Origin of the sequence: Arthrobacter sp. ZBG10 (genome assembly GCF_001238605.1) — a bacterium.
Classification (GTDB): domain Bacteria; phylum Actinomycetota; class Actinomycetes; order Actinomycetales; family Micrococcaceae; genus Arthrobacter.
Genome location: NZ_LFQH01000009.1, coordinates 17,983 through 37,191, shown reverse-complemented (window position 1 = coordinate 37,191; position 19,209 = coordinate 17,983). Strand labels below are relative to the sequence as shown.

General features: G+C 65.1%; 18 protein-coding genes. 12 read left to right on the top strand and 6 right to left on the bottom strand.

Annotated features, from left to right (window positions below; translation table 11 throughout):
- Positions 1-75 precede the first annotated feature (75 nt).
- Positions 76-1,437, top strand: a complete 1,362-nt coding sequence (locus tag ACU18_RS02195; protein WP_050683905.1) for an MFS transporter — start codon at positions 76-78, stop codon at positions 1,435-1,437.
- 47 nt (positions 1,438-1,484) lie between these two features.
- Positions 1,485-1,691: a hypothetical protein gene (locus tag ACU18_RS02190; protein ID WP_050683904.1), complete on the top strand. Its 207-nt coding sequence runs from the start codon at positions 1,485-1,487 to the stop codon at positions 1,689-1,691.
- Positions 1,692-1,704: 13 nt separating this feature from the next.
- Here the strand turns inward: ACU18_RS02190 and ACU18_RS02185 are convergent, their stop codons facing one another.
- Positions 1,705-2,451, bottom strand: a complete 747-nt coding sequence (locus ACU18_RS02185) for an ArsR/SmtB family transcription factor (RefSeq protein WP_050683903.1) — start codon at positions 2,449-2,451, stop codon at positions 1,705-1,707.
- A gap of 247 nt (positions 2,452-2,698) precedes the next feature.
- Here ACU18_RS02185 and ACU18_RS02180 point away from each other — a divergent pair, with 247 nt between their 5' ends.
- A complete protein-coding gene (locus tag ACU18_RS02180) occupies positions 2,699-3,232 on the top strand; it encodes a hypothetical protein (protein WP_050683902.1) in 534 nt (177 codons plus the stop codon).
- A 30-nt stretch (positions 3,233-3,262) separates the two neighbouring features.
- Here ACU18_RS02180 and ACU18_RS02175 read toward each other — a convergent pair whose 3' ends face one another.
- Positions 3,263-4,519: an MFS transporter gene (locus tag ACU18_RS02175; protein WP_050683901.1), complete on the bottom strand. Its 1,257-nt coding sequence runs from the start codon at positions 4,517-4,519 to the stop codon at positions 3,263-3,265.
- Positions 4,520-4,789: 270 nt separating this feature from the next.
- On the opposite strand from ACU18_RS02175, the gene ACU18_RS02170 reads away from it, so the two are divergent.
- From ACU18_RS02170 to ACU18_RS02160, 3 genes are all read left to right on the top strand, one after another.
- Positions 4,790-5,704 (top strand): 2-hydroxyacid dehydrogenase, encoded by a 915-nt coding sequence (locus ACU18_RS02170; RefSeq protein WP_050683900.1) that lies wholly within the window; start codon positions 4,790-4,792, stop codon positions 5,702-5,704.
- Between the two features lie 61 nt (positions 5,705-5,765).
- On the top strand, positions 5,766-6,236 hold the full coding sequence (locus tag ACU18_RS02165) for an SRPBCC family protein (RefSeq protein ID WP_050683899.1): 471 nt from the start codon (positions 5,766-5,768) through the stop codon (positions 6,234-6,236).
- Between the two features lie 3 nt (positions 6,237-6,239).
- Positions 6,240-6,584: an iron chaperone gene (locus tag ACU18_RS02160; protein WP_050683898.1), complete on the top strand. Its 345-nt coding sequence runs from the start codon at positions 6,240-6,242 to the stop codon at positions 6,582-6,584.
- 9 nt (positions 6,585-6,593) lie between these two features.
- Here ACU18_RS02160 and ACU18_RS02155 read toward each other — a convergent pair whose 3' ends face one another.
- Positions 6,594-7,457: a sugar phosphate isomerase/epimerase family protein gene (locus ACU18_RS02155; RefSeq protein WP_050683897.1), complete on the bottom strand. Its 864-nt coding sequence runs from the start codon at positions 7,455-7,457 to the stop codon at positions 6,594-6,596.
- A gap of 324 nt (positions 7,458-7,781) precedes the next feature.
- Between ACU18_RS02155 and ACU18_RS02150 the strand changes: the two genes are divergently transcribed.
- Entirely contained in the window at positions 7,782-8,747 is a 966-nt protein-coding gene (locus ACU18_RS02150) for a hypothetical protein (protein ID WP_050683896.1), read from the top strand.
- On the opposite strand, the gene ACU18_RS02145 is transcribed toward ACU18_RS02150, so the two are convergent.
- On the bottom strand, positions 8,744-10,609 hold the full coding sequence (locus ACU18_RS02145; protein ID WP_050683895.1) for a hypothetical protein: 1,866 nt from the start codon (positions 10,607-10,609) through the stop codon (positions 8,744-8,746). The two genes, ACU18_RS02150 and ACU18_RS02145, sit on opposite strands and share 4 nt — an antisense overlap.
- A gap of 352 nt (positions 10,610-10,961) precedes the next feature.
- On the opposite strand from ACU18_RS02145, the gene ACU18_RS02140 reads away from it, so the two are divergent.
- The gene (locus ACU18_RS02140) at positions 10,962-11,342 is read left to right on the top strand and encodes a VOC family protein (RefSeq protein WP_050683894.1); all 381 of its coding nucleotides are present in this window, start codon (positions 10,962-10,964) and stop codon (positions 11,340-11,342) included.
- Between the two features lie 111 nt (positions 11,343-11,453).
- On the opposite strand, the gene ACU18_RS02135 is transcribed toward ACU18_RS02140, so the two are convergent.
- Together ACU18_RS02135 and ACU18_RS02130 are read right to left on the bottom strand one after the other, a co-directional pair.
- Entirely contained in the window at positions 11,454-12,707 is a 1,254-nt protein-coding gene (locus ACU18_RS02135) for an MFS transporter (protein ID WP_050683893.1), read from the bottom strand.
- Complete coding sequence (locus ACU18_RS02130) at positions 12,704-13,177, bottom strand: MarR family winged helix-turn-helix transcriptional regulator (protein WP_050683892.1); 474 nt, start codon at positions 13,175-13,177, stop codon at positions 12,704-12,706. Before ACU18_RS02130 ends, ACU18_RS02135 begins: the two co-directional genes overlap by 4 nt.
- A 372-nt stretch (positions 13,178-13,549) precedes the next feature.
- Here ACU18_RS02130 and ACU18_RS02125 point away from each other — a divergent pair, with 372 nt between their 5' ends.
- The 4 genes from ACU18_RS02125 (at position 13,550) to ACU18_RS02110 (ending at position 19,196) form a co-directional block, all read left to right on the top strand.
- Complete coding sequence (locus ACU18_RS02125; protein ID WP_050683891.1) at positions 13,550-15,607, top strand: beta-galactosidase; 2,058 nt, start codon at positions 13,550-13,552, stop codon at positions 15,605-15,607.
- 8 nt (positions 15,608-15,615) lie between these two features.
- Positions 15,616-16,611, top strand: coding sequence for an ABC transporter permease (locus ACU18_RS02120; RefSeq protein WP_050683890.1), 996 nt, complete (start codon positions 15,616-15,618; stop codon positions 16,609-16,611).
- A 74-nt stretch (positions 16,612-16,685) separates the two neighbouring features.
- Positions 16,686-17,555: a carbohydrate ABC transporter permease gene (locus ACU18_RS02115; RefSeq protein ID WP_157370876.1), complete on the top strand. Its 870-nt coding sequence runs from the start codon at positions 16,686-16,688 to the stop codon at positions 17,553-17,555.
- 21 nt (positions 17,556-17,576) lie between these two features.
- Positions 17,577-19,196 (top strand): ABC transporter substrate-binding protein, encoded by a 1,620-nt coding sequence (locus tag ACU18_RS02110; RefSeq protein ID WP_050683889.1) that lies wholly within the window; start codon positions 17,577-17,579, stop codon positions 19,194-19,196.
- Positions 19,197-19,209 lie beyond the last annotated feature (13 nt).

The window sequence follows — 19,209 nt, the reverse complement described above, 5'->3', positions numbered from 1 at the left end:
ATCGTCAGCCCCCGACGCGCAAAGCGGCAAGGTACTTTGCGCGTCGCCTGCTGACCTGCCTGCCAGACTGTTACCGTGAGCAACAAACCGCGGCCCTCCCTGGCCCTCGCCGGCCTCAGCCTGGGCGCCTCGCTGAACCCGCTGAACTCGTCCATGATCGCTGTGGCCTTGGTGGTGCTGCGCGCCGACTTCGGTTTGGATGTGGCCGCGGTGACCTGGGTGGTCACCTCCTTCTACCTGGCATCGGCTGCCGGGCAGCCCGTGATGGGCAGGCTCGCGGACCGGTTCGGGCCGCGGCGGATGTTTATGCTCGGCATGGGGCTGGTGGCCGTCACCTGCGTGCTGGCGCCGCTGGCCCCGAACTTCGCGCTGCTGTGCGTGGCCCGGGCAGTGATGGCACTGGGCACCGCCACCGCGTATCCCAGCGCCGTGGTGATGGTGGGCGCCATCGCCCAACAGGCCAGGGTCGAATCGGCCAAACCATTGGGCAGGCTGCAGATGGCCAATACGTCCGCCGCGGCCGTGGGGCCCGTGGTGGGCGGGTTGCTGGTGGGTTTTGTGGGTTGGGAGGCGTTGTTCCTCATCAATGTGCCGCTGGCTGTGGCTGCCCTGCTGATGGTGCGGCAGGCAGCGCCGGCGGATGAGGTCCGCGAGCGCGGCAGCGTGGCCTCGCTGCTGCGGGACTCCGACCTTCCCGGAATCCTGGCCTTCATCGGTGCGCTGCTCCTGGTGATGATGGCCGCCCTGAACGTTGCTCCCGGGTACCGCTGGTGGATGCTGGCCGCCGGAACAGCCCTCGCCGGCCTCTTTGCGTGGCGCGAACTCCGCTTCAGCCCGCCGTTCCTGGACCTCCGGCTGCTGGGCCGGAACAAGCCCCTGCTGCTTGTGTACCTGGGCTTCGCGGTGTTCAGCAGCGTGTACTACTTTGTGTTTTTTGGCCTGCCCCAGCTGCTGCAGGAAGCGGGCGGGTACGCACCCGGCGTCGTGGGCCTGCTGATGCTGCCCCTGGCGACCATGTCCGTGGTGGCCACACCTTGGGCCGTGAAGGCCATCGGGAAATTCGGCGTGCGCCGGGTGCTGATTGCCGGCGTCGTCCTCCTCTCCGCTGTGGCCGGGCTGAAGTGGCTGCTGACCGGCACCCTGGCCATCCCGGTGGTGGTGGTGCTGGCGGCTTTGATGGGTATCCCGTACGGGACCGTCAGCATCGCCTCCAACCAGGGCATGTTTGTATCCACCCGGCCGCAGGAACGGGGCGTGGCCGCGGGGATCTTCCAGACGTGCCGGTACGTGGGCGCCATTACCGCCACGGTGCTGATCGGGGTGTTTGCCGGCGGCGGCGTGGACCAGGCCAGCTGGGCGCGGATGGTGCTGGCCATGCTGGTGTTGTGCGCGGTCACGTTCGGCGTGACCCTGCTGTGGCGTCAACGCACTGACTGACCGAAGGTCAAGCCCCTTGGCGGGCACCGGGGGGTTACCGTGGAAGCATGGACTTCCCGAGGGCAACGCTGTATCTGGACATTGCCGCCAAGGGGCTGGGCCTGCTCGGTGTGGCGCTGATGATCTTTGGCCGTGACGGTTGGTTCTTCGCCGGTGTGGTGGCCGTGTTCCTTGGTGTGATGCTGGGAGGCTGGAACATGCTGGCCGGCAGGAGGATGCGCCGCCGCGGCTGGGACGGCACCCGCCGCGGCTGACCGCCGTCGGCCGTTACGTATACAGCAGGGACCCAGGCGTGGTGAGTTTCTCCCCGGTTTCCAGCCACGTTTTCAGGCCGGAGAGGATCATGGGCCAGCCGCCGTAAAGCTGGTCGTTGGCGCCGTCGCGGAGGTCGCTGTGGGTGACGATGAGGCGGCAGGAATCGCCGACGGGCTCGATTTCCCACGTGATGGTGGAGGAGCCCTCGGCCTTGACGTCCTCGCCCCACAGGGCCTGCATGGTCTGGACCAGCCTGCGGGGCGGGTCGACCTCCAGGTTCACTCCCTCGCCAAGGCGTGCGCCGCCGTTCGACATCACAAATTTTCCGCCGGGCGTCCAGTCCGCTTCGAGGGTGTTGCCGAACTGGTACTGGCTGCGGATATTGCTGTCCGTGATCGCTTCCCACAGCCGTTCCGGCGTGGTTTTGATGTAGATTTCGAAGATTTTTTCCATGGGACTTTCCAATCTGGATTTGAGGTCGCTGAGGGCAGCTGCCCATGGTGCAGCGAATTTGCTGACCCAGCGGTCGTGGACCAGCCGGATGGGAACGGGGTTGAGGAAATGCAGCTTTTCCCGCCCCCGACGGCGGGTCACCACCAGGCCCGCACCCTCAAGGATGCGGAGGTGCTTGGCGATCCCGAAACGGGTCATGGTGAAGTGCGACTCGAGGGCCCCCAGTGGTTGCCCGTCCTCGCGGAACAGCGCATCGAGCAGATCCCTGCGGGTGGGGTCGGCGAGTGCCTTGAACACATCATCCATACTCCCCAGGATAGGTGACCATATGGTCACCTATCAAGGGGTTGGGTGTAGTAAGTGATTGTTGACTCTGCGGAGCTTCTGAGTAGTCTCACTCGCGTACACGTTGAACTGTTTTGCCGGTGGGTGTCCAGGACCGGACACGGATCCCGGCGTTGAGCGCCCGCAGCTCTGCAGCTGGACGGTCCGGCGGCGCGGCCAGTTATCTGACTGCGGCCAGCAAGGCCGCCGGTAAAAATCGGAGCCCGTTATGAAAACCACCACAGCACGCCGTTTTGCCCATACCACCCTGCTCGCCGCCGCACTCGCAGCCATCCCGACGGCGGCCGGTGCGGTTCCGCCGCAGCCGGGCACTCCCATGGCAGAAAGTTTCTCCTACGACTTTCCTGCCGGTGTCGCCTGCGCCGGTTTCGACCTGCGGGTGGAGGCCTCCGGCGCCACCGGACGGGTCAGGGAGCTGCTCGATCGGAACGGTGACGTAGTACGGGAGCTGACCACGGGCCGGGGCTACGACCTGACCTTCACCAACCTCGCCACCAACAAAACATATTTTGTTCGTTCCAGCGGCTCCAGCCAGGTGACCATCCCCAACACCGATGGGACCTTCAGCTCCGTCATCCGCGGCTCGGCCCTCATCATCCTTTTCCCTGATGACAAGCCGGCAGGACCCATCAGCTACGTCATCAAGGGCCGCAGCGCCTTCGACTTGCTGGCCAACAGGAGTACCTTCACCTCCCTGGAGATCCAGGGGAGGATAACCGACGTCTGCGCGGTACTGGGATAGGTAGCAGACGATAGCGGGCTGGGCCCGAGGCTAGGAGGTAGGTGCCTGCGTCTCGTCGCGGGCGCTGCCCTGGACCGGCCGCGGATCCAGCCACAACCGCTCCCGCGGCCCGGCCGGGTACGCGTGCCGTTTCCCGCCGAACGCGATGGCCAGCGCCACCACAACCGGCAGGGCGGCGGCGACCGGGACCAGCAGCGGCCCGCCCGCCACCAGCGCTGCCGACCCGTACAGGGCACCGATGGTGATGCCCAGCTGGATGGTCAGGACGGTGAGCCCGTTGGCGGCCTCCTGGTATTCGCCGCCGGCGCGCAGGATGGCGGACTGGTTGTAGATCCCGATCGCGCCGATACCGGCACCCCAGACGGTCATGAGGATCAGGGCCACCACAAAGTTGCCCACCGCCAGCGGCAGGAAAGCCATCGAGACGGCGATGGCCGCCGTCGTGATCAGCAACGAACGGCGCGGCCGCGAATCAACGGTGAGGCCGGCGATCCAGATGCCCAGCAGGCCGGCGAGCCCCAGGACGGTCAGGGACAGGCTGATGGCGTAGTCGGGGAAACCGGCTGCGCGGATGAACGGGGCAATGTAGGTGAACAGCGCGAAGTGCGCCAGGACCAGCAGCGGCCAGGCGATGGCAATGGCTTTCACTCCGGGCTGGGCGATGGCCTTGCGGAGGGAGGGGCGGACGGCATCCGGGATGCGCTGGACCCGCGGCAGCAGGAAAAACGCCAGCACCGTCAGGAGCAGGCCGAATCCGGCCAGTACCAGGAACGCCGACCGCCAGCCCACCAGCGTGCCCAGCGCCGTGCCCACGGGCGCGCCGATGGCCAGGCCCAGGCTGTTGCCGCTGAACACGATGGCCAGGGCCTTGCCCACTTTGTCCGCCGGCACCACGCGGGTGACAAACGGCGCCATGGTGGTCCACAGCAGCCCGTGCGCCAGTCCGCCGATCAGCCGCGCCACCATGGCTGCGGTGAAATCCGGAGCCAGGGCCACCATCGCGTTGCTCAGCGCGAACGTCAGCACCAGCGCCACCAGCAGCGTATGCCGGGGAATCCGGGCCAGCAGCCGGGCCGCCGGCACCACCGTCACCACAATCACCGCGGCGTAGGCGGCGGCAAGATAGCCGGCCACCGGCTCGGACACGTCCAGGCCCGCACTGATCTGGGGCAACAGGCCGGACGGCAGGAGTTCGGTGGTGATGGCGGTGAAGGCGATGGTGGCCAGCACCAGCAACGGGGCGTACGGGAAACGGGTATTTTCCGGCGCGGAAATCGCGGACGACATGGGAGGGGGGATCCATTCAGGGGGAGAGGTGGAAGACGGCTCGCTGGCCGGTCAATTCCTCCCTTAAATTTACAGGATTCCCGGCGCCGATGGGCGTATGACGCCGGGCGGCGTTACGCGCCGTCATACGGACCCAAGCGGCGTATGTGGCCGCCCTGCCGGTACGTTGGAGGGGAGGAAGCTCCGGTCGCCCGGGCCGGGGCAACAGGACCAGGGAGGCGCCATGCGCGCAGTGGATATGGCGGCAATCGGGCATGGGACGGTGGCTGCGTGACGGCGCTGCGGGTGAGCCTGCCCGATGAACGCCTCCTTGCGGCACTCGAGCCGGTTGACGGCGTCGAATTCATCCAGTGGGACCTCTCGGGGACCGCGCCTGAGGGACGCCTGGACCTTCTGGTGCCGCCGTACATGGGCAAGCCTGCCGGGCTCGCCGCGCTCAACGGCGTCGACGTGCGGCTGGTGCAGAGCCAGTCCATCGGGTACGACGGCGTCGCTTCCGTCCTGCCGGACGGTTGCCGTTTCGCCAACGCAGCCAGCGTCCACGAGACGTCGACGGCGGAACTCGCCTTGGGAATGATGATCGCCAGCCAGCGGGGGATTCCCGATTTCGCCCGGAACCAGGCGTCGGGCACGTGGGACAGCTCCATGCGGCCCAGCCTCGCGGACCGCCGCGTGCTGCTGGTGGGCTACGGGGGAGTGGGCAAGGCCATCGAGGACCGGCTCCTGCCGTTTGAAGCTGAGGTTACCCGCCTGGCCAGCCGTGAGCGGGACGAACCTGCCGGGAAAATCCACGGCATCGACTCCCTGTACCGGCAACTGCCGCTGCACGAGATTGTGGTGGTCAGCGTTCCGCTCAGCGATGCGACCCGGCACCTGGTGGATGCAAGGTTCCTGGCGGCCATGCCGGACGGTGCCCTGCTGGTGAATGTGGCCCGCGGACCGGTGGCTGACACGGCGGCGCTGCTGGCCGAAACGCAGTCCGGCCGGCTCCGGGCGGCGCTCGACGTCACGGATCCCGAACCGCTGCCTGCGGACCACCCGTTGTGGACCACCCCCGGCGTGCTGATCACCCCGCACGTGGGTGGCGCCAGCACGGCCATGTTCCCTCGGATGGTCCGGCTGATCCGGCAGCAGATCGACCTGCTGAAGGACGGAAAAGAGCCGGTGAATATCGTCCTCGGCTGACGGCCGGGAAGCGTCCTGCACGCACCTACCCAAGAGCGGGACCGGCTCCTATGCTTGCCTTATGTCTACCTATGAAGTCCGCCGCAGTGCGGTCATTCCTGCCAGCGCCAAGGAGATATTTCCGCTGGTCAACAGCTTCCGCGAGTGGACCGCCTGGTCGCCCTGGGAGAGCGTGGACCCCGGCATGGACCGGCGGTATTTCGGACCCGACACCGGTGTGGGTGCCGGTTATGAGTGGAGCGGCAACCGCAAGGCCGGCAGCGGCACCATGGAGATCGTGGAGTCCGTGCCGGACAGTACCGTCAAGGTCCGGCTGCAGTTCACCAAGCCGTTCAAGGCCCTGAACCCCACCACCTTCACGTTCACCTCCGTTCCCGGCGGCACCGAAGTCCAGTGGCGGATGACCGGCGAGAACAAGGGAGCTGCCAAAATCTTCGCGTTCTTCGTGAACATGGACAAGATGGTGGGCTCGGACTTCGAGCGCGGCCTTGCATCGCTGGCCGGCACCGTGGCGGCCAGGAAAAAGGGCTGACTTGTGGGGACCGTGGCCGAGGCGTTGGCAGCGATGCCGGAGCCGGGCCGCGGTTGCCTTGAGCGGGTAATCCGGATCGCCTATGACCTGGCACCGGAGGCAAGCGAAGGGGTCAGCTACGGCATGCCGGCACTGAAACTGGACGGTAAGCCCCTCATCGCCGTGGTGGCAGCAGCCAGGCATCTGTCTATTTACCCGTTCTCGGGTTCCGTAGTGGCTGCCGTTGCCGGAACGCTGGAAGGGTTTTCGCTGTCCAGGGGGACCATCCGTTTCTCACCCGAACATCCCGTTCCGGACAGCGTGGTGGCTGAGATTGTCCGGCTCCGGATGGCGGAAATCAGGGGCTGAGCCGCGGCGCTATGCCAGCAGCATGGCCACGGTGTTGCGCAGCGACGATGCGACCAGGACGTCGTCCTGCTCCGCCACCTTGTCGCAGAAGATCTCGGGGCAGTACCAGCCGTCGAAGCCGGTCGCCTTGGTGGCGTCCACCCATTCCTGCAGCGGAATGTTCCCGGCTCCGGTCCATACGTTGCGTGAAGAGGACTGGTCCGGGACGTCGCCGGCTGCAACCGGCAGGCCATCACAAACGTGGACAGCGGCAATGATCTCTGCCGGAAGGGCAGCGACTTGCTCCACGGTGTCGCCGGTGACCCAGAAATGCCAGAAATCCACGCACAGCTTTGCGTTGGGCCGGTCAATGGTTTCGAGAATCTGCAGGGCCTGGGCCAGCCGGTTGACAGGAGCCCAGGCCAGCGGCTCAAGGTAGAGGCCAACGCCGTGGTCGGCCGCAATGTCGGCAGCCAGGGCCACCCGCCGGGCGGTATCGGCGAGGGCGTCCTTTTCATCCATGCCCAGTGTGCTGCGGAAGCGGGCATCTCCGGGGGCCAGGATCCCGGCCTTGAAATCGTGCACCACGCGGACGTCCACGGGGCCTGTGCACATCTGGACGAAGGGCGCACCCACCACTTGCGCCACCTGGGCCAGCCGGGTGGCGTCCCGGATGAAGTCCTGGTCCGGCGCCTCCTGGATTGCCCCCACACCGGAAACCGGGAATCCAGCCAGGGCGGGCAACAGGTCCTGGGCGGTATAGCCGGCATCGAGGAAACGGAACAGCTTTGGGGTCTGCAACTCCACCGCGTCATAGCCCGCCGCTTTGGCCACGGCAATATCGCGCAAAGTGGTGCCATGGAACGCGGCAGTTGAGTTCATCGAAATCTTCATTGGTTCCTTCAGTTGCGGTTGCCGGGGCAATAAATGGAGCGCTCTAATACTTGTGGAACTTTGTCATGACAAAGTTTTGCTGTCAATGGCGATTCGCGGCACGCCATGAGGGGCAAGAAGCTGGCCGGATTCCTGAAACCTGGGTTTTCCGGCGATTCAGCGCCTGTCATTGCGCACCACAAGGCCCCGGAGTACTGTGTGCCCACGGCATGACGGGCGGCACAGCGTAAGAAGGCGATCCGGATGTGGTTCGGCGGCGTTTCCCAGGAACGGTCCCATCAAAAACAAGGCAAGGACCAGCGGATAAAACCACCACGGCCCCGCTTGGTCCTTGTGCCTTCGCTGGTTCTGGTTGTTGTCGTTGCCGTGGCCGGCTGCAGCGCTGCGGAACCCGCCGGCGCCGGGCCGGAAAACGTTGGCCAACCCGTGGCGGAAGGGACGGCCGGCGCCAATGAGGCGGCTTTCCTGGATGCGCAGACGCAGGCGACGGCCACCAAAGCAAAGACAGTGGGACCTGCTCCGAACTCCGCCGGCCAGGCCGCGCTGGCACCGGGCAGCCCCGACCCAGGGTGCCAGTTGCTGTGGCCCCGTCGGCAGTTTCCCGTGCCGGAATCCGACGCGGAACGCCCCTACCTGGACCAGATCGTTGCCTGCGCGGATGGGGCAACGCTGCGGATCACCAACAACTCCAAAATGGTGTGGGCCTTCTACAGTCCTGACAAAACCACCGTCACACCGGTGGCGCCAACGGACACGATGGTGTTGTTCCACCAGATGGCGTTCGAAAAGAAGCTGCATTTGTCGGCATTTATGGTCCCCGGCGAAACAGTTTCGGTCCCCATCGGGACGGCGGAGGGCCTGTCCTGGTTGCTGGATCCGTTTTTGTCACTGGCCTGGACCGGCGGTGCCTGGCTTGAACAGGGAACCGCAAAGGCCGCGAAAGCCGGGACCAAGTACCTGTTCGCCCGCGGCTCCCCGGGCCGGAAGGCGGTGTGGGATTGCACGGAGGCCGTTTACAAGGCAGCTGCTGCGGGGGCCTCCGATGTTGCAACCTGGGATACCGGAAAGACGCTTAAAACCGGGCTTGGCCTCTCCTTCGGTGCCGGCAAGTGCGCCACCTCCTGGCAGGCGGCCCGGCAGTCCGCGGCGGACCTTCCGCCGCTGGCGGCGATCCAGAATGCGCGTGGGCAGGCGCAAATCCTGGAGGCCGACGCCGGGCTGGTCAAGCAGGGTGCCAAGGCCTTCAAGCTGACGCTCTGCGCCGTACGGCGGGTCTTCTGCAAACCCTAGGGCTGGCGCGGGGGCCGGGAGGCCAGCGGTTCGACGCCGGTGCCCCGGTTGCTTTCATAGACCAGTACGAGGACGGTTCCCACGCCCACGGCGGCCATGGTGGGGCCCGCCACGAAATACAGCGGCAGCAGCGTAGCTGTCCACACACCAGCCGCATAAAGCCACACCCACGGCCAAGGGTTCCCGGCGTCGGTCAGCGGGCCCCGGCGGGGCAGGTCACCAGGTTTCCGGTTCGGCCTCAGCTGAGAAAGGGTTCTTTTCCTGCGCCGCTCTACCAGCCCGTGCAGCCAGTTCCACAGAGGGCCGTTGAGTACCGCGATGTAAAAGGCAGCGATGAGCGCTGCTGCCACAGCGTTGGACGGCCAGGTGCCGGGCGCCTGCCAGCTGAAGCCACCGTAGGAGCAGAACCAGGCTAGCCACCACTGCACCTCCGCACCGTCCGCCGGGCTGCACTGCAGTGCCGCCTGCAGCGGCTTCAACGTGCTCAGCCACGACATGAGGGGCGGGGCAAGCCCCACCCCGGCAATAAATGCCAAGGCCCGGGTAGCCGCCAGGCTTTTGACCATGACCCGGTGGGGACGGAGCCTCCGGTCCGTAGGGTCGCCGATCGGGATGCCTACGGGGGCGGGCGCCGGCGCTCCGCCGCCCAGCACTGGCGGCAGGATGAGCCGTGCCAGTGGGTCGATGACCTCGACCCGGTTCCGCGAATAGACGATGTGATCGTAAATCAGGGCTGCCCGGTTGTAGATGGCGTGTTCCTCGGGACCGGGCCCTGGGGCGGGGTTTTTGGGATTGTTCCGGTCAAACAGGTTCTCGAACACAGGCCGCGTGCCGTTGTGATCCGTGCTGATGGGACCTGCGGGGACAAAATCGAACTTTCCCCACATGTTGATCCAGCGGAACCTGGTGTTGTGCATCCAGTCCGCAACGGGATCTGTTCCGTTGCCGCCCCATTTGGCGTACCCCAGTAGGCCCACTCCACTGCCTACGGTGACGAAGTTGGTCACTTGGGCGCTGCAGCCACTCAGCCCTTTCTGGAAGAGGACCTGGGCACTCACTGCTGCACCCTGGCTGTGCGCCACCAACGTGATCGGGATGCCCAGGGCATTCCAGGGGGAAAGGGTCCGGATAATGCGCTGGCGCATTGCCGCAGCTTGCAGCGGCCGGCGGAGCCACACCTGGGGATCACCAAGAAACTCGGCGAACAGGCCGACGAAAGCTCCCACGAAGCGGCCCAGGCCGGGCACGTTTGCCAGGAAGATCACCACTCCCAGCAGGGCCAAACCCGGAATCAGGACCACAAAACCCAGAACGGCGGTGCTGGCAGACAGGATGACCTGTTTGATGCGCTTGAGCAACCAGAAGGGATTGCTGCGGGACGGACGCCCCGCATAAAGGTTCCACCACAGGAGCTCCATGGACCGGCCGTAAACCTTCGGCATCATGGTCCAGGCCCACGAATACGTGTCCGTGGCGGTGGCGGGAACGAAGTCCGCGCCCCAGGAGGCCTCGGTGATCAGGATGGTGGCGTATTCGGGGTGGTGCTCCGCCCCGGGGCCTGGGTTGTGGCGGCGCAGGACGCGGGCGCCGATAGAGGGAGTATCGATCACGGCGGAGGCGTCGGTGATGATCAGCGGCGCACACGTCAGGCAGCCCACATCGTCCAGTGCGTAGTCGCGGAAGCTCTGCGCCAGCGGCTGTGCCCATTCCTGCAGCGTCCCGCCCTTCAGCGCCTTGCCCATGCCGTGGACAAACACCACCACCTGGTCCGGGGGTAGCTCCCCGGTGCTGGAAACAGGTGCCTGCCCGGGAAGGCACCACCAGGACCGGAGTGCCGGAATCACGCGATTGAGGGACCACATAGGTAAATAGTGCGCGGAAAATGATCCGGCGGAACCGGGAAAAAGCGCCGCATTTAGGGGATTCCCCGCACATCAGGGTGCGGGTTGCCGCAGGGCGCCGCGCCCGGCGCGGCCAGATGGCAAGTGCCGCATAAATTCCCTATATCGCCGCAGCCCGTTCAGTTCCATAATGGCCTCATAAGCTACGGGGATTCCCGCGCCACGATGCCGGCCAATGACGGCCGTACCGGGCGCCCGGGTCCCAAGTGGCCGCCCCGGCAGTCGGCGGAACGGGCGGCGACGCGGCCCGGCAGGGGGCCGCAACAGGGGGCGCGCAGAACCGCCGGAGCGAAAAAGCACAAAGGAAATCATCATGCTGAAGGATTCAAATATCATGGCGGTCCTCGCGGCCAAGGACATCAACAGGGCCAAGGATTTCTACCGGGACAAGTTGGGAATGGAGCCGTCCGGGTCAATGGAGGAGGACAGCCTGATGTACACGGCCGGCGGTGGCACCGGCTTCCTGATCTACCAGACTGAAAACGCCGGTTCGGCGAAGAACACCCAGATGGGGTGGGAGACGGACAACCTGGAACGCGACATGGAGGAACTCCGCGGACGTGGTGTCACCTTCGAGGAGTACGACTTCCCCGGGCTGAAGACGGAGAACGGCGTGGTTGCCAATGAATGGGGCAAATCCGCCTGGTTCCTGGACAGCGAAGGGAACATCCTCAACCTTTCCCAGCGCCTCTGAAGCGCCGGGACAGGAAGCAGCAGCAGTACGACGGCGGGATCCGGCGCGCTGGGCCAGCCACGTTGGGAAGGTGGCGGGGAAGCGGTGGCCGGGTGCCGCCGTCGTGCGTAACTAAACCGCGGGTGCCCGTTTGATGGCGGAGCGGAGCGTGGTGCGCAGCGTGAGGTGGTTGCGCCGGCTGACTACGATTACTGCAACGAGCGCGGTCAGCAGCACGATGATGCCGCCGGCGGCCACCGACCAGCGGGCGCCGAACTCGGATCCGATCCAACCCATCAGCGGGGCGCCCAGGGCGGTGCCGCCCTGCAGGATGGCCAGGTAGAGCGCCAGGACCCGGCCGCGGAACTGCGGTTCCACGGAAAGCTGGATGCTGGTGTTGCAGCTGTTCAGGAACGTGATGGACGCCAGGCCCACCGGGATCAGGATGACGGCGTACAGCCAGAATGTCGGCGATACGCTGCCCAGGATGGTGAAGAAGCCAAGGCCCAGGGCGCCGCCCAGGAGCAGGCGGAGCCGTGGCCCGGACCGGCGTGCCGCCAGCAGCGCACCGGCCAGCGTACCCACGGCCATGATGGAGCCCAGCAGGCCGAACTCGCCGGGTCCCATCCGGAATTCCGTGGTGGCCATCAGCGCGTTGGTGATGGGGAAGTTCATGCCGAAGGCGCCCAGGATCCCCACCAGCACCATGATCAGCACCAGGTCCGGGCGGCGCCGGACGTAGGCAATGCCCTCGGCCACTTGGTGTTTGCTGCGGCTGACGGGGGCAGGCGGCGCCAGTTCCGAGGTGCGGATCCGGAACAGCGAGAAGATGACCGCGGCGAAGCTTGCGGCGTTGATCAGGAACACCGGGCCGGTGCCCACCCAGGCGATCAGCACACCGGCGATGGCGGGGCCGGTGAGCCTTGCGGTGTTGAAGGAAGCGGAGTTCAGGGCCACGGCGTTGGCGATGTTGTCCTGGCCCACCAGCTCCGAGACAAAAGCCTGGCGTGCGGGTGCATCGATGGCGCTGGCGATGCCCAGGCACAGGGCGGCCACATACGCGTGCCAGAGCTGGGCTGTGCCGGTGACCACCAACAGGCCGATGGCCAGGCCGGTCAGGCCCATGGCCAGCTGGGTCCAGAGCAGGATGACGCGTTTGCGGTACCTGTCGGCCAGCACCCCGCCGTAAGGTCCCAGGAGCAGCATGGGCAGGAACTGCAGGCCGGTGGTGATGCCCACTGCGGCGCCGGAATGGTTGGTCAGGACTGTCAGGACCAGCCAGTCCTGGGCCACGCGCTGCATCCAGGTGCCGATGTTTGACACCAGCGCCCCGCCCGCCCAGATCCGGTAGTTGGGGTTTTCCAGGGCCCGGAACATGGCGCTCATTTGCCGCTCATTTCCTGCATCAGCTGGGCGGCCCGGCTAAGGACGCCCCGGTCCTCGTCACTCAGGCCTGCGACCCGCTGTGCCAGCCACGCAGTCCGCTGCTCCCTCGCCTCGGCGAGGACGGCCCGGCCGGCGCCGGTGATGGTGATGTTCACCTGCCGGCCGTCGTCCGGGTGGACCTGCCGGGAGACAAACTCCTGGTCGGCGAGGGCGTTGACGATCCGGGTCATGGACGGCGCCTGGACATGTTCGAGGTCCGCCAGGCCGCGCAGGGTGAAGGGGCCGTTGCCGTTCAGGTGGGCCAGCACGGTGTACTGGCCAGGGGTGATGGCATCGCCGGTGGCCTCGATGCGGAGACGGCGGGATGTCCGCATCACGGCGGTCCGGAGCTCGATGGCCAGGCTGTCCTGCGGGCTGTCCGCAGGAGGGGTGTCTTGAATCGGGGAAATCGTGGTGTCAGTGCCGGCCATATCCGCGGGTGCGCCTCCTGGCGATAATCGTTAGCAATGCTAATTAGCTTCGCTAACAAGTATCCTCCCGCAGGGTCTTCGCGGCAAGGTGCGGGCGGGTGTTCCTCGTCTCAAGCGAACGATTCCGATAGTTTCCACCCATTCCGCGAAACCGGAAGTGCCGGGCGGTTGATGGCGGGATGGTCTGCGCAGGTCCTGATGCAACGCCGAAGGTTCCCGACCGGCGGTCCCGCGGGAACCTGGGGTCATCTCGAAAGCGGTTGCTTTCGCCGCAGACTGTTGTTATTGCGTAAACTTTACGATAGTTTCTTTCTTGTGATGCAGGTCGCATGGCCGGGATGCCGGCGGCCACATGCCAACCAAAGGACAATGATGACCAGCGAGCCACGCAGCAGCACCCCGGAACAAAGACTCAAGGCCCTGCATCAGCGGCTCGGCGGCATCGCCTACGGCGGGGACTACAACCCCGAGCAGTGGCCCCGCGAGCTCTGGGATGAGGACGTCCGCCTGATGAAGGAAGCCGGCGTCAACCTGGTCACCCTCGCAGTGTTCTCGTGGAGCAGGCTTGAAACGGCGGACGGTATCTACGACTTCGGCTGGCTGGATGAGGTGATGGACCTCCTGCACGCCAACGGCATCGGCGTGGACCTGGCCACCCCGGACGCCGTGCCGCCCGCCTGGCTGATTACCCAGCACCCTGACATCCTCCCGGTCCTGGCGGACGGGTCCACCTTCGGGTTCGGCTCCCGGCAGCACTTCGACGTTTCGCATCCTGTGTACCGGGCCAAATCACTGGCCATGGCGCAAACCATGGGGGAGCGGTACGCCACGCACCCCGCGCTGTGCATGTGGCACGTCAACAACGAATACGGTCCCGTGTCCTACGGCCCGCACGCGGACCGGGCATTCCGGATCTGGCTGCAGGAGAAGTACGGCAGCATGGACCGGCTCAACCAGGCCTGGAGCACGGATGTGTGGGGCCAGGTCTACTCGGACTGGGCCCAGGTCAACGCGCCGGCCCAGCCCCGCACCTGGTCCAACCCGTCACGCAGGCTGGACTACCACCGGTTCACGTCGGACAGCATGCTGGCCCACTACAAGGCGGAGCGGGACATCCTGCGCACGCACACCCCGGACCTGCCCATCGTCACCAACTTCATGCGCTTCTACAAAAACAACGACTACTGGGCCTGGGCAGCCGAGGAGGACTCCGTGGCCCTGGATATCTACCCGGACCCGCGGGAGGAAGACGCCCACGTGGCGGCGGCCCTGAACTTCGACCTGATGCGCTCGCTGCGCAAAGGCCAGCCGTGGCTGGTCATGGAACAGGCCACCGCCGCTGTCAGCCAGTGGTCCGTGAACGTGTCCAAGCTGCCGGGCAAAATGCGGCTTGGCTCCTACCAGGCCATCGCCCAGGGCGCCGACTCCATCCTGTTTTTCCAGTGGCGGCAGGCCAAGGGCGGCACCGAGCGGTACCACTCCGGCATGGTCAACCACGCCGGTCCCAACACCCGGGTGTTCCGCGAAGTCTGCGGACTGGGCCAGGAGTTGAAGAGCCTTGGCGGCATCGCCGGAACGCGGTCCGCTGCGAAGGTGGCAGTGGTCTTCGACTGGGACTGTTGGTGGGCCCTGGAGCTGGGGAATTCGCCGCGTTCCGACCTTAACTATGCGCAGGAAGTACTCCGCCTGTACCGGCCGTTCTTCGACGCCAACATCACCGTGGACTTTGTGGACACCAAAAGTGACCTCACCCCGTACAGCCTGGTGGTCCTGCCCGCCACGTATTTACTGACGGATGGTGCCGCGCAGCGGATCGAGGACTACGTGGCCGGCGGCGGACGCCTGGTGGCCAGCTACCTGTCCGGCATGGTGGACCAGGACAACACCATCCGCTTGGGCGGCTACCCGGGAGCCCTCCGCACGGTCCTGGGCGCCTGGAGCGAGGAACTGCATCCGCTGGCTGGCGAGGGGGAGGAAGTAAAACTGCGCACGGCCGACGGCGGCACCGCCTCCGCCGGTTACTGGACCGAGCACCTGCACGCCGAGTCCGCTGACGTCCTGGCCAGTTACGGCTCCGGCCGGCTGGAAGGTTTTCCCGCGGTCACCCGCAACTCGTTCGGCAAAGGAACTGCCCTGTATCTGTCAGCCAGGGTAGACGACTCCTACCTGGCGGACCTGCTCGCAACCGAACGCCAGGCTGCCGGAATCCGCCCGGAACTTCAGGCACCTCCGGGAGTCCAGGTCCGGCGTCGTACTGGTACTGCACGCAGCTACCTCCTGGTCCTCAACCACAACGATGCCCCGGCTCTGGTTGACCTGCAGGCCGGCGGCACCGACCTCATTACCGGGAACCCTGTCAGCGGCAGGGTGGAACTGGCCGCGAACGGCGTCCTGGTCATCGACGAACCCACCCCACAGACGGCCCGCTAGGAGGCACCATGGCCATGCGATTGGAAATTCCCCCCGAAGCGGTCACCGCAGACCCGCCCGGCAAAGGCGGCAAAAACAGGAACGGCGGCCGCCGCAACAAACCCGGCAGCTGGAAAGTCGCCATCACCCGTGACTGGCGGCTCTACACCCTGGTTCTGCTGCCGCTGATCTACTTTGCGGTGTTCCGCTACCTCCCCATGGCCGGGAACGTGATCGCATTCCGCCAGTTCCAGCCCGGCGGCAGCATCTTCGGCGAAAAATGGGTGGGCCTGAAGTACGTCACCTTGTTCATCAACGATCCCAGCTTCTGGCAGGCCTTCCAGAACACCATCATCCTCGGCGTCCTGACCCTGCTCTTTTGCTTCCCCATGCCCATCATCTTCGCGCTGATGCTCAATGAACTGCGCTCGCAGAAGTTCAAGAAGCTGGTCCAGACCGTGGCGTACCTGCCGCACTTTATGTCCGTGGTGATCATCGCGGGCATGATCCTGCAGAACTTCTCCATGACCGGCACGGTGAACCAGGTGGCCAATTCCCTCTTTGGCACCACCGTGAACTTCACCCAGGACGCGGGCTGGTTCCGGCCCATGTACATCAGCTCCGAGGTGTGGCAAACCATGGGCTGGGGCGCCATCCTCTACCTTGCGGCGCTGACCCGGGTGGACGAATCCCTATACGAGGCGGCCCGGATCGACGGCGCCAACCGGTGGCAGCAAACCTGGCACGTCACGCTCCCGGCCATCCGCCCCACCATCATCACCCTGCTGATCCTGAACATCGGCACGTTCATGGCTGTGGGCTTCGAGAAGATCCTGTTGATCTACAACCCGCTCAACTACGAAACCTCCGATGTCATCTCAACCTACCTGTACCGGGTGGGCCTGGAATCGAGCAACTTCAGCTACGCCGCAGCGATCGGAATGTTTGAATCCGTGATCGGCCTGACGCTGATCCTCTCCGCGAACGCGATCTCCAAGCGGCTCGCAGGAACGAGCCTGTGGTGAAAGGGGCAACCATGAAGGACACCCTCCTGAAGCGGAACCGGGCCGGTAGGGACACGGGAGTCCTGGTCAAGGACATGAAGGTTTCCCGCAGCATGTGGGTCTTCCGGGGCGTGAACCTGGTCTTCCTGCTGGCCGTGCTGTTCCTGACCGTGTACCCGTTCCTGAACATCGTGGCCCAGAGCTTTTCCAGCGAAGGCTTTATCAACGCCGGGCAGGTCAACCTGTTCCCCATGGGCTTCAACGTGGAGACGTACCGGCTGATCCTGGCCGACTCCACGTTCTGGAACAACTACGGCAACACGGTGCTGTACACGGTCGTGGCCACCACCATCTCCATGGTGCTCACCACCAGCTTCGCGTACGCCATCGCCAAGAAGGACCTCAAAGGCCGCAGCGTTTTTATCGGCATCGCAGTGTTCACCATGTTCTTCAACGGCGGGCTGATCCCCAACTACGTGCTGATCAGCTCGCTGGGCATGCGGGACACCCTGTGGGCCGTGGTGCTGCCCAACGCCATCAGCGTCTTCAACCTCCTGATCATGAAGTCGTTTTTTGAGAACATGCCGCGTGAACTGGAGGAAGCCGCCGCGATTGACGGCCTCACCCAGTACGGCGTGCTGTTCAGGGTGGTACTTCCACTGAGCAAGGCGATTGTGGCCACCATGGTCCTGTTTTACGCAGTGGCCAACTGGAACTCCTGGTTCCAGGCCTTCCTCTACCTGGACAACCCGGACCTGTTCCCGGTGACCATCTACCTGCGCAACATGATCGCCGGGGTCACCACCGCAGGATCCGCGGGCGGGACGGCGGAAAACGTGGGCCAGATTGCGGCCAACATCCAATCCGTCACCATCGTCCTGACCGTTATCCCCATCCTTTGTGTCTACCCGTTTGTGCAGAAGTACTTCTTCTCGGGCGTCATGCTCGGTTCCGTCAAGGAATAACCCCTTACGAAAGGAAAGCCCATGATCCGCAGACGAGATTTCCTCGGCCTGTCCGCACTGGCAGCTTTTGGCCTGGTGGCCGCCGGCTGTGACTCCGATTCCGGCAGCAAGGTTGACACCACCAAGGCCCGCAACGGCGCGATGGACAGCTTTGGGGTGGGGGATACGTTCAAGGCGACGGTGCCGCTGAGCTTCACCTTCCTTTTCAGCGACCAGCCCACCTACCCGTATAAGAAGGACTGGCTGCTGTTCACCAAAATGGCGTCGGACAACAACGTCACCCTGGAGACCACCATCGTCCCCAGCAGCGACTACGAGCAAAAGCGCAGCCTCCTGATCAGCTCCGGCAGCGCCCCGGAAATCATCGCCAAAACCTACCCCGGCCAGGAGAGCGCCTACGTCTCGTCCGGCGCCGTCCTGCCGGTGAGCGACTACGTCGACCTGATGCCGCACTTCCAGGACAAGGTGAAGAAGTGGAAGCTGGAGGCGGAGATCGCCGGCCTGACACAGGAGGACGGGAAATACTACGTCTTGCCCGGCCTGCATGAGGAACTGTGGCCGGACTACACGCTGGCATTCCGCACGGACATCCTGGAAAAGGAAAGCATTGCCGAACCCAAAACCTGGGACGAGTTCCGTGAGGTGCTGCGGAAGCTGAAAAAGGCGTACCCGGACGTGGTGCCGTTCTCGGACCGGTTCAACGGCAACAGCGTCCTGAACATCGCCGGCAGCGCGTTCGGCACCGTGGCCGGCTGGGGCCTGGTGGACGGGCTGAGCTTCGACGAGTCCGCCAAGGAGTTCAGCTTCGGCGCCGGCAACTCCCAGTTCAAGGAGCTGGTGACGTACTTCAACTCCCTGGTGTCCGAGGGCCTGATGGACCCGGAAAGCTTCACCCAGACCGACGATTCCGCCATCCAGAAGTTCACCTCGGGCAAGTCGTTTGTTATCAGCGCCAACTCCCAAAACATCATCACCTACCGCACGTCCATGGAGCAGTCCCTGGGCAAGGGCAACTTCTCCGTCCGCAAGATCACCGTACCCGGCGGGCCGGCGGGCGACATCATCGGCGGCTCCCGGCTGGAAAACGGCATCATGCTGAACTCGTCCGTCAAGGACAAAGACAGCTTTGTGGCCCTGATGCAGTACCTGGACTGGCTTTTCTACAGCGACGCCGGCCAGGAGTTCGCCAAGTGGGGCGTGGAAGGAACCACATTCACCAAGGAGGGCGGTAAGCGCAAGCCCGCGGCAGACATCAACTTCCAGGGCCTGAACCCGGCCGGCACCAAGGACCTCCGCGTTGACTATGGTTTCTCCGGCGGCAACTTTGCCTACGGCGGCACCACCGACCTGCTGCAGTCCACCTTTAACGAGGAGGAGCTGGCCTTCCAAAAGGCGATGCAGGCCAAAAAGCCCAAGGCCGTGGCGCCGCCGGTCCCGTTCAGCGACGTGGACCGTGAACAAGCCACCCTGGTGCTCACACCGCTCAAGGACCACGTCAAGCAAAACACGCTGAAGTTCATCACGGGCCAGCGCAGCCTGGGCGAGTTCGATGCCTACCTCAAGGAGCTGGACGCCAAGGGCATGTCCAAATACGTAGAGTTGGCCAACAAGGCGTACAAGGCGTACGCGGACAAGAAGTAGGACGGACGACGGC